This window comes from Citrobacter sp. S55_ASV_140 (genome assembly GCF_018919505.1).
GTDB lineage: Bacteria > Pseudomonadota > Gammaproteobacteria > Enterobacterales > Enterobacteriaceae > Citrobacter > Citrobacter werkmanii.
In genome coordinates this window covers 1-9586 of record NZ_JAHLQZ010000157.1, presented here as the reverse complement: position 1 = coordinate 9586, position 9586 = coordinate 1, and the positions used below count along the sequence as shown (strand labels likewise).

Genomic DNA, 9586 nt, shown 5'->3' with positions numbered 1-9586 from the left:
GGCAGGAACGGCGCTTTCTGTGGTTACTGATGGCTTGCGCAATGGGTGGGTTAATTATTCTGGCGCACTCTTTCTTCCAAATCTATCTCTACATGGCTCCCTGCGAACAATGTGTATACATTCGCTTTGCCATGTTCGTGATGGTTTTTGGTGGGCTAATCGCGGCGCTTAACCCCAAAAATGTTGTTCTGAAGCTCATCGGCTGCATCGCGGCATTTTACGGTAGCATCATGGGCATTAAGTTTTCCATCAAACTTAACAGCATTCATTATGCAGTACATAACCCGGACCCAGATTCACTGTTTGGCGTACAGGGATGTTCCACCGATCCGACCTTCCCGTTCAATTTGCCGCTGGCAAACTGGGCGCCAGAATGGTTTAAGCCCACAGGAGACTGCGGCTATGATGCGCCCATCGTTCCCGATGGCGTGGCGCTCAGCAGTATGCAAAAGTGGTTTGTCGATCTGTACCAACAGTCGGAAGGTTGGTATCTCCTGCCGCCGTGGCATTTTATGAATATGGCGCAGGCCTGCCTGCTGGCTTTTGGCGTATGTTTGCTGCTGTTAGTGATAATGAGCGGCGCCTGGGCAATCAAACTGGCCAGAACTAAATAGACAGACTGCAATAACAAAAAACCGAAGCCAGAAAACTGACTTCGGTTTTTTTATCCCTGGCACGACAAGCGTGGTAATGAGCAATTAGCTGGCTTTACGCTCATGCGCCTGACGGTAAGCCACCAGGTCTTCGATAGTGACCACAGCCATATTGTGCTTGCCGGCAAATTCGATGCACTCCGGCGCGCGCGCCATGGTGCCATCGTCATTGGTCAGTTCGCACAGCACACCGGCGGGTTTAAAGCCTGCCAGCGTCATCAGATCGATGGTGGCTTCAGTGTGACCGCCGCGAGTCAACACACCGCCTGCCTGAGCGCGCAGCGGGAAAACGTGTCCCGGGCGGTTCAGATCGGAAGGTTTTGCGCCATCCTTAATTGCCGCACGTACCGTAGTGACACGGTCTGCAGCGGAAACGCCGGTGGTCACGCCTTCTGCGGCTTCAATGGTCACGGTAAAACCGGTACCATAAGCACTGGTGTTATTTTCCACCATCATTGGCAGATCGAGCTGTTTGCGTCGGTCTTCAGTGATGCACAGGCAAACAATACCGCTGCCGTGACGGATGGTCAGCGCCATCTGTTCAACGGTCATGGTCTCTGCCGGGAAAACCATATCGCCTTCGTTTTCACGATCTTCGTCGTCAAGCACCATCACACCGCGTCCTTCACGCAGCGCAGAAAGCGCATGTTCAACACGTTCGAAAGGCGTACCAAAAGAGGAAAGTAGCGTCTGATTCATGGTAAAAAAACCTCACTAAAATTATGGTTACCAGAATCAGGGCAGTCTTAGGAGTACCGTCTAAGCGGCAAAAAAATAACGTGAGCGGGTCCATGCCCGACTGGATCGTTACTCTCTCCCATCCGGACTCTAACCGTCGGCCCCGGAATTACACCGGATCTGCTGACCTTTGAGTTTGTACCCAAAGCGCTCGCGGGCTTTCAGCATTAAGCTGATTTACCGCCGGTGGGGAATTTCGCCCCGCCCTGAGAATAAGCGGGTTAACTATAACGCTATTGATTACCTTCATCAACGCCTTTACTCGACTTAGCTTCACACAATTCTGGTTTATGCCTGCGCCCATTCGCACTACAATAAGCAGCAACACGTACCAGTTCAGGGAAACCACAATGATTGACCCGAAAAAAATTGAGCAGATTGCTCGTCAGGTTCACGAGTCGATGCCGAAAGGGATCCGGGAGTTTGGGGAAGACGTCGAGAAGAAAATTCGTCAAACGCTGCAGTCACAACTGACCCGTCTGGACCTGGTAAGCCGTGAAGAGTTTGATGTGCAGACTCAGGTTTTGCTGCGTACCCGTGAAAAGTTGGCGCTGCTTGAACAACGCCTGACTGAGCTGGAAGCGCGTGAAAAAACGGCAGAAGTTAAGCCTGCACCTGCGATCCCCTCAGTCGATCCGCAAGAGTAAAAACGACAACGGGCCGCAAGGCCCGTTTTTCTGTTAGTGTTCCAGTTCGAGTTTCTTCGCCTCTGTCGCCTGCTGGCAGTACAGCGCATAACGTTTACAAAACCAGCTACGATGTTCCTCATCCATATTGCCCGTGACGGCCTGGATATCAACAGGGTGGCCCTCAGCCTGCATCCTGGCAAAACTGCGGGCCAGGAAATCGAAATTGTTCATTGAATACATGTTGCTGTGCATGAGCATACCCTCCAGTTATTGAATATCTGCTAAGGCCATATGCTTTTTCTGATTTCAGTATTTCCCTATACGCGAAATAGTTTTGTACATAATGTGCGCAAATTTATAGCCCAGGCTCACACTTTCCTATGAAACCTACGCCTCGTGCGGAGAGTGAAAAGATGCTGTAGCAAAACGCGACAATCGCGCCTTTGAGACAGAGCGTCATCGTAAAGCTGAACCGCTGAAAAACAGTCCACAGCCTGTTGAAAAAACCACTGAAGAATAAGAAACAGAAATGCCGGATGGCAACGCTCACGCGTTTTATCCGGCCCACAACCTCGTAGGTCGAATAAGGTGTTTCCACCGCCATCCGGCAAACTTCCCGGCGATTATTTATCGCTGTCTTTTTGGATCTTTTTGATGATATTAGTCGTTGAGCATCCGTCTTCGAAGTTCAGCACCAGCACTTCACCGCCGTTCGCCCACACCTCTTTGCTGCCCGCAATATCTTCCGGCTTATAATCGCCGCCTTTTACCAGCAGATCCGGCAGGATGCCCGCAATCAGACGCTGCGGTGTATCTTCTTCAAAAGAGACCACCCAGTCGACGGCCTCCAGCGCGCCCAGTACGATCATCCGCTGTTCCAGCGGGTTGACCGGACGCGTTTCGCCTTTCAGACGTTTGGTCGAAGCATCGCTGTTTACCGCGACGATCAAGCGATCGCCCAGCTTGCGTGCGTTTGCCAGATAGGAGACGTGCCCCGCATGCAAAATGTCGAACACCCCGTTGGTCATTACCACTTTCTCACCGCGCTTGCGGGCGCTGGCAACGGCCTGTTTCAGCTCAGATTCGCTCATCACGCCAAAGCCAGTATCTGCACGACCGCGCACGGCGTTTTCCAGTTCAATGGGAGAAACGGTTGAAGTCCCCAGTTTACCTACGACAACACCGGCTGCGGCGTTAGCAAAGTAGCACGCTTCTTCCAGAGAGTTACCCGCCGCCAGCGTCGCCGCCAGCACGCCAATAACCGTATCGCCCGCGCCGGTCACGTCATACACTTCCTGCGCCTGAGTCGGCATATGCAGCGGTGCTTTGCCCGGTTGCAGCAGCGTCATCCCCTGCTCGGAACGCGTGATCAGCAAAGAGGAAAGGTCGAAATCAGCAATCAATTTCATGCCGCGTTCCACCAGCTCATCTTCGCTTTTGCACTTACCAACAACCGCTTCAAACTCAGACAGATTCGGCGTCAGCAGCGTAGCGCCACGGTAGCGTTCAAAATCGGTTCCTTTCGGATCGATAAGCACCGGAACTCCGGCCTTACGCGCCAGCGCAATCATCTGCTGCACGCTTGCCAGCGCGCCTTTGGCGTAATCAGAGAGCACCAGCGCGCCGATAGAACCCAGCGCCTGATTAATACGCTCGTGCAACGGCTGCGGATCCACACCTTCAAAACCTTCTTCGAAATCCAGGCGAATCAGTTGCTGGTTACGGGAAAGTACGCGCAGTTTGGTAATCGTCGGATGGGTTGGTACGGAGACGAAATCACATTTTACGTTCACATCCGCCAGCGTTTTGCTCAGCGCACGCGCCGCGTCGTCAATACCGGTCAGGCCCACCAGACGCGAATTCGCTCCCAGGGAGGCAATGTTCATCGCCACGTTTGCTGCGCCACCGGGACGTTCTTCGATGGTATCCACTTTCACCACCGGAACCGGCGCTTCAGGCGAAATACGGCTGGTAGGACCGTACCAGTAGCGATCCAGCATCACATCACCGACAACCATGACTCCTGCACGTTCAAACTCTGGCAGCGTTACTTTCATTCCTGTCTCCTGAGAGATTCTCTGAGGGTCTTAAAATTTGCGCGCGATAATAGCACACTTCACTCGGCAACCAGCCACTTCTGCCAGCTGTCGCGCACCAGCGTACGTTCAGCCTCAAAGCACTCTGGCGCCACATGGCCCGGAAGCTCCTGCAAGGCAAGATGGTGAAGTTCATCACGCAGCGTCGTATAAGCATGGGTAAGCGCCAGCGCCTCCTGCTCTTCCATAATGTCATTTTGCGCCAGTAATTCCAGAATGCGCACGTTATCCGACCAACGCGTCAGCTTCGGTTTTTCATGGGCATAGCGCAGCACCAGGTATTGCGTAATGAACTCAATATCGGTAATGCCGCCTTCGTCCGCTTTGATATCAAAACGATCGCGATGCTTATTGCCTAAATGAGCACGCATTTTCTCACGCATTTCGCGCACCTCGGTTTGCAAGGTTTTTCCGTCGCGGACGAGGGTCATGATATCGCGACGCACCGCGTCAAACTGAGAGGTCAACTGAGGGTCACCGTATACTACGCGCGCGCGCACCAGCGCCTGATGTTCCCATGTCCAGGCTTCGTTGCGCTGGTAATCGGCGAAAGCATCCGCTGAAGTTACCAGCATCCCCGCAGCACCGGACGGACGCAGCCGCGCATCCACTTCATACAAAATACCGGAGGAGGTACGGGTGCTGAAAAGGTGCATAATGCGCTGCGCAAGACGCAGATAGAACTGTCGCCCGTCAATCTCACGTTCGCCATCCGTCATTACATCCATCGGACAATCGTGCAGGAAGATCAGATCGAGATCCGAGCTGTAACCCAACTCCCAGCCGCCCAGCTTGCCATAGCCGACCACGGCAAAACCGCGTCCCTCGCGATCGCCAAGATGGGTGGGTTGCCCGTAGCGAGCAACCATCTGCGTCCACGCCTGCTGGACTACCGCATCAATCATAGCTTCCGCCAGCCAGGTTAAGTGGTCGCTCACCTTCATCACCGGCAGCGTTCCGGCGATATCAGCCGCGGCAATACGCAACAGCTGCGTTTGCTTAAACTGGCGCAGCGCTTCCAGTTGTTGCTCTTCGTCATCTTCCGGCACGCGCAGTAAATACTGGCGCAGCTCATCACGGTAGGCATCTGTCGCCGTGGGTTGATACAGCGTGTTCGGATCCAGCAGCTCGTCGAGCAACAGCGGATAGCGCGCCAGCTGGCTGGCGACCATCGGCGAGGCGGCACAGAGTGAAATCAGGTGCTTAAGCGCGCCGGGAAATTCGCTCAGCAGCTCCAGATAGGTTGTACGGGTGACAATGCCCACCAGCAGCGGCGTAATGCGCGATAGCGGAACTGAGGCGTCGTCACGCGAACAGACATCGCTCAGCAGATGCGGCATTAGATGATCCAGCACCTGGCGTCCGCGTGGGCCAATGGTGCGTTTATCCAGCTCTTTGCGGAAATCCGCGATCAGTGACAGGACGCGTCGCCGATCGTCATCCGCCAGATGCGTCAGCACCGGCGTGGTGTCATCTTCCTGTAAGGCGTCCTGCCACAGTTCGCGCCACTGTTCTGACAGCGACTCCTCCTGAGTTTCGGCTTCGTCATCGCCAATCAGTTCGTTAAATACCCGTCGCACATTGTGCATATGGCTCGCCAGCACATCGGTCAACTGCTGCCAGTCATCAACGTTCATTCCCCACGCCAGCCGCGCACGATTCAGTTCATCACCCGGCAGCGTCTGGGTCTGTTCATCATTGATACTTTGCAGCAGGTTTTCCAGACGGCGTAAATAGAGATAGGCGGCGCGCAGTTGCTCCGCATCGGTGTCTGGCAACAGGTTTAACGCCTTGATGGCGCTCAGCGTCGGTAACAGTGAGCGGGATTGCAGCGACGGCTCGCGTCCGCCGCGAATAAGCTGGAATACCTGCACGATAAATTCGATTTCACGAATACCGCCCGCCCCCAGCTTAATGTTGTCCTTCAGTCCGCGACGGCGCACTTCACGGGCAATCATCCCTTTCATGTTACGCAGAGACTGGATCACGCTGAAATCGATATAACGACGGAAGACAAACGGTCGCAGCATGGCGCGGAGTTCATTGACGTAAGTGCCATCAGCATCGCCCATAATGCGGGCTTTGACCATTGCATAACGTTCCCAGTCGCGGCCTTGTTCCTGGTAATAATCCTCCAGCGCGGAGAAGCTCAGCACCAGTGGACCACTGTCGCCAAATGGGCGTAGACGCATGTCCACCCGATAAACAAAGCCATCCATTGTGGGCTGATCCAGGACCTTGATGAGCCGCTGGCCCATACGGGTAAAGAACTGCGCGTTATCCAGCTCGCGTCGCCCGCCCTGCGTACTGCCGTGCTCCGGCCAGGCAAAAATCAGGTCGATATCGGAGGAAAAATTCAGCTCGCCGCCGCCCAGTTTCCCCATGCCTAAAATCAGCAGCGGTTGCGCAACACCTTCAGGATTACAAGGCGTTCCCCATTCGCGACAGCAGGCGGCGTATAACCAGTCACGCGCGGCAACGATCAGCGTTTCAGCCAGATGGCTTAGCTGCTGCAAGATACTCTCTTCCGTCACCAGCGACAGCGTCTGCGCCCACGCGATACGCACCATAATGCGACGGCGAAACAGGCGTAGCTCACGCATCAGCGTGTTTTCATCGCTGACGTCGGTCAACGCCTGCTGTAACCAGGCGGCATAGTGTCGCCATTCGTCCGCCTGAGGCGCTGCGCTTTCCAGCTCGACCAGCCATTCAGGATGGGCAATAAGGCTGTCGCGAACAAAATCACTGAATGTAAGCACTGACTTCGCCTGCACGCTAAGCGAGGACTCAGATATTGTTGTTGGCAGCCGCTCAACAACGGTCGGCCAGTACTGCTGTAACGGTGAAGAGAGCTGCTTCATTTATGAGTTATCCTTTGAATAGCGCCAGATGGCGGCCTCAGTCCTGATTATCGTTTTCCGCTGTGCAGCCAGAACGGTTCCAGCGCGATTGCCTCATTACGGAAGTGTTCGATTTCTATATATTGGTTGGCCGCAATGGCGTGTCGCAGGCCCTGCCAGTTGGCGATCCATTCCGAGGCGACATTTTCGTCATAATATCCCGCCAGCATCAGCATGCTATCAATGTTGCGCGTCAGGCGTGGAAGCTGATCGGCATAGCGATCGCCCAGCGGCTGAGCAAAAGCGGTTTTCAGTTCGGCGGCATGGCGCGAGAGATGAATATCTGAGAAGCGCTTAAAGGAGTCGGCAATTTTACCCTGCGCCTTCGCATCAAGGAACGGCTGCCATCCTTTGGTTACCAGCCATTCGGTCAGCGCCAGTTTTGCCATCGCCGTTTGTGTGCTGTAAACCGCCGAAACGGCAGAAACGTCCGACGCCATGATTGCTTCCGACTGGGTCAGCAAATCACGTAAGTGAGCGCTCGCTTTTCGTGGCACATTACCGCCAAACAGCATCAGAATGTGGCGCACCAGGTCCATTGCCGCCAGTACCTCGGATTTCGCCCCCTTGACGCCGCGTACCCACAGCTCTTCATGGTACTGCCACTGGGATAATGCCAGCTCCAGCGCCGCTTCCAGACCTTGCTCGATGCTCGCCTTCGCCGGAACCCGCAAAATGCGCGTCGGTTTGAGTTCACGCGGCGCATTCCCCTGAGCCAAATGATAGCCACGCGCCGCTTTGCTCAGGCTGCCCTGACGTAAACCGGTTTGCGAAACCAGCTGATTTGCCAGCTTCAATACCGCACGGGTATCGCCGCTTAGCAGTTCCAGTTCAAGCTCACAGACAGGCTCCGCAAACTCGCCCGCTTTCACTTCCCCAAGGTCGAGGGCTATCTCAATCCGGCTACCGTCAACATCAAGGCACCATTTTTCACGGTAAAAATCGGTGCTAAACAGCGGCTGCACCTGAGAAGCGAGTTCCGTGGGTAGCTTGCCATCAGGCCAGACTTCAGCGGGAAACAGGGCGAGCTCCAGCTCAGGCGTGCTCAGCGCAACGTTATATTCTGGTCGCTGATGCAGACCGCCCGTTACCCGTCCGGCAATTTTCATGGTCATTTCATAATGACCGTTTTCCCCGCGAATACGCAGGCCCATATCGTGACCACGCAACCAGGCATCCGGCGTTTCGTAGTAGATATTCAGCAACTGGCTGGGCGCGTGATGCTCTCCTCCCAGCGTATTCAGACGCTCACGTAGCGCATCTACAGCATCACTATTGACGATAAATTTTAATTCGATTTCCTGGGCCATGGTCTTGTACTTATGGGTTATGTCACAGTTGAGAAAACTGACTGCGAACTAAGTTCGTTCTTAATGGTCAAGTAGATAGTATTTTGCGCCAAATTGCCATGCAACGAGCAATTTGACGGGCGTAAAAGTTTCGGGTGGTGGCAAAAAGGACACAGATGATTCCGATTGATGTCGAATGCTTTGCGTAGAGACACTGATGCCACTACTATCGTTCCACTTTCTATGACAATAACGACAGCCTGATGCCAAAATTACGCCTGATTGGATTAACTTTACTCGCACTTAGCGCCACTGCAGTCTCACATGCCGAAGAAAAGCGCTATGTCTCTGACGAACTGAACACCTGGGTCCGCAGCGGTCCGGGAGATAATTATCGCCTCGTGGGTACGGTTAACGCCGGCGAGGAAGTCACGCTATTACAGACCGATGCCAACACCAACTATGCCCAGGTGAAAGACAGCACCGGACGTACCGCCTGGATCCCACTGAAAGAGCTGAACAGTACGCCAAGCCTGCGTACCCGCGTTCCCGATCTGGAAAACCAGGTTAAGACGCTGACAGATAAGCTCAATAATATCGATACCACGTGGAATCAGCGCACCGCCGATATGCAGCAAAAAGTGGCGCAAAGCGACAGCGTGATCGACGGGCTGAAACAAGAAAATCAGAAGCTGAAAAACGAACTTATCGTGGCGCAAAAGAAGGTGAGCGCAGCCAACCTGCAGCTTGATGACAAACAGCGCACCATCATCATGCAGTGGTTTATGTACGGCGGCGGCGTGCTGGGTCTTGGTCTGCTGCTCGGCCTGGTTCTGCCGCACATGATCCCAAGCCGTAAACGCAAAGATCGCTGGATGAACTGAATCGCCTTCTCCGCCACACTGACATATGATTAAGGGATGATTTTTTTCAAAAGGAAAGTGGCGTGAAGATTTATCTGGTCGGTGGTGCTGTTCGGGATGCGTTAATAGGGCTACCGGTTAAAGATAAAGATTGGGTCGTTGTCGGCGCCACGCCACAAGAAATGCTCGATGCGGGCTACCAGCAGGTAGGCCGCGATTTTCCCGTGTTTCTGCATCCACAAACCCGGGAAGAGTATGCGCTGGCGCGAACCGAGCGTAAATCAGGTTCGGGGTATACCGGATTCACCTGTTACGCCGCGCCGGATGTAACGCTGGAGGACGATCTTCAACGTCGCGACCTGACCATCAACGCAATGGCCCGCGATGACGACGGGAAGATTATCGACCCGTATAACGG

The 9586-nt window shown here is 54.3% G+C and carries 8 protein-coding genes, 1 pseudogene and 1 riboswitch; of the genes and pseudogenes, 4 read left to right on the top strand and 5 right to left on the bottom strand.

The window, feature by feature from the left end; all coding sequences use genetic code 11:
- Positions 1–614 (top strand): protein-disulfide oxidoreductase DsbI (dsbI, locus tag KQJ18_RS18290; RefSeq protein WP_216422450.1); only part of this gene is annotated, 614 nt, incomplete at its 5' end.
- A gap of 84 nt (positions 615–698) precedes the next feature.
- Here dsbI and ribB read toward each other — a convergent pair.
- Positions 699–1352, bottom strand: coding sequence for a 3,4-dihydroxy-2-butanone-4-phosphate synthase (ribB, locus tag KQJ18_RS18285; RefSeq protein WP_038633931.1), 654 nt, complete (start codon positions 1350–1352; stop codon positions 699–701).
- 106 nt (positions 1353–1458) lie between these two features.
- A riboswitch (FMN riboswitch) is annotated at positions 1459–1609 on the bottom strand.
- Positions 1610–1741: 132 nt separating this feature from the next.
- On the opposite strand from ribB, the gene ubiK reads away from it, so the two are divergent.
- Positions 1742–2038 carry a ubiquinone biosynthesis accessory factor UbiK gene (gene ubiK / locus KQJ18_RS18280; protein ID WP_038633935.1) on the top strand — a complete coding sequence of 99 codons (297 nt, stop codon included), beginning with the start codon at positions 1742–1744 and terminating at the stop codon, positions 2036–2038.
- 33 nt (positions 2039–2071) lie between these two features.
- On the opposite strand, the gene glgS is transcribed toward ubiK, so the two are convergent.
- The 4 genes from glgS to KQJ18_RS18260 all read right to left on the bottom strand — a co-directional run bounded on the left by glgS (position 2072) and on the right by KQJ18_RS18260 (position 8326).
- Positions 2072–2278, bottom strand: coding sequence for a cell surface composition regulator GlgS (gene glgS / locus KQJ18_RS18275; RefSeq protein ID WP_087856824.1), 207 nt, complete (start codon positions 2276–2278; stop codon positions 2072–2074).
- Between the two features lie 365 nt (positions 2279–2643).
- Positions 2644–4077, bottom strand: coding sequence for a bifunctional D-glycero-beta-D-manno-heptose-7-phosphate kinase/D-glycero-beta-D-manno-heptose 1-phosphate adenylyltransferase HldE (gene hldE, locus KQJ18_RS18270; protein WP_038633941.1), 1434 nt, complete (start codon positions 4075–4077; stop codon positions 2644–2646).
- 59 nt (positions 4078–4136) lie between these two features.
- Positions 4137–6977: a bifunctional [glutamate--ammonia ligase]-adenylyl-L-tyrosine phosphorylase/[glutamate--ammonia-ligase] adenylyltransferase gene (gene glnE / locus KQJ18_RS18265; protein WP_185655959.1), complete on the bottom strand. Its 2841-nt coding sequence runs from the start codon at positions 6975–6977 to the stop codon at positions 4137–4139.
- Between the two features lie 47 nt (positions 6978–7024).
- Positions 7025–8326 carry an inorganic triphosphatase gene (locus tag KQJ18_RS18260; RefSeq protein ID WP_137350677.1) on the bottom strand — a complete coding sequence of 434 codons (1302 nt, stop codon included), beginning with the start codon at positions 8324–8326 and terminating at the stop codon, positions 7025–7027.
- A gap of 242 nt (positions 8327–8568) precedes the next feature.
- Here KQJ18_RS18260 and KQJ18_RS18255 point away from each other — a divergent pair, with 242 nt between their 5' ends.
- Positions 8569–9189 carry a TIGR04211 family SH3 domain-containing protein gene (locus KQJ18_RS18255; protein ID WP_048232822.1) on the top strand — a complete coding sequence of 207 codons (621 nt, stop codon included), beginning with the start codon at positions 8569–8571 and terminating at the stop codon, positions 9187–9189.
- Between the two features lie 62 nt (positions 9190–9251).
- Positions 9252–9586 (top strand): annotated as a pseudogene (locus KQJ18_RS18250) (multifunctional CCA tRNA nucleotidyl transferase/2'3'-cyclic phosphodiesterase/2'nucleotidase/phosphatase); the annotation flags it as partial.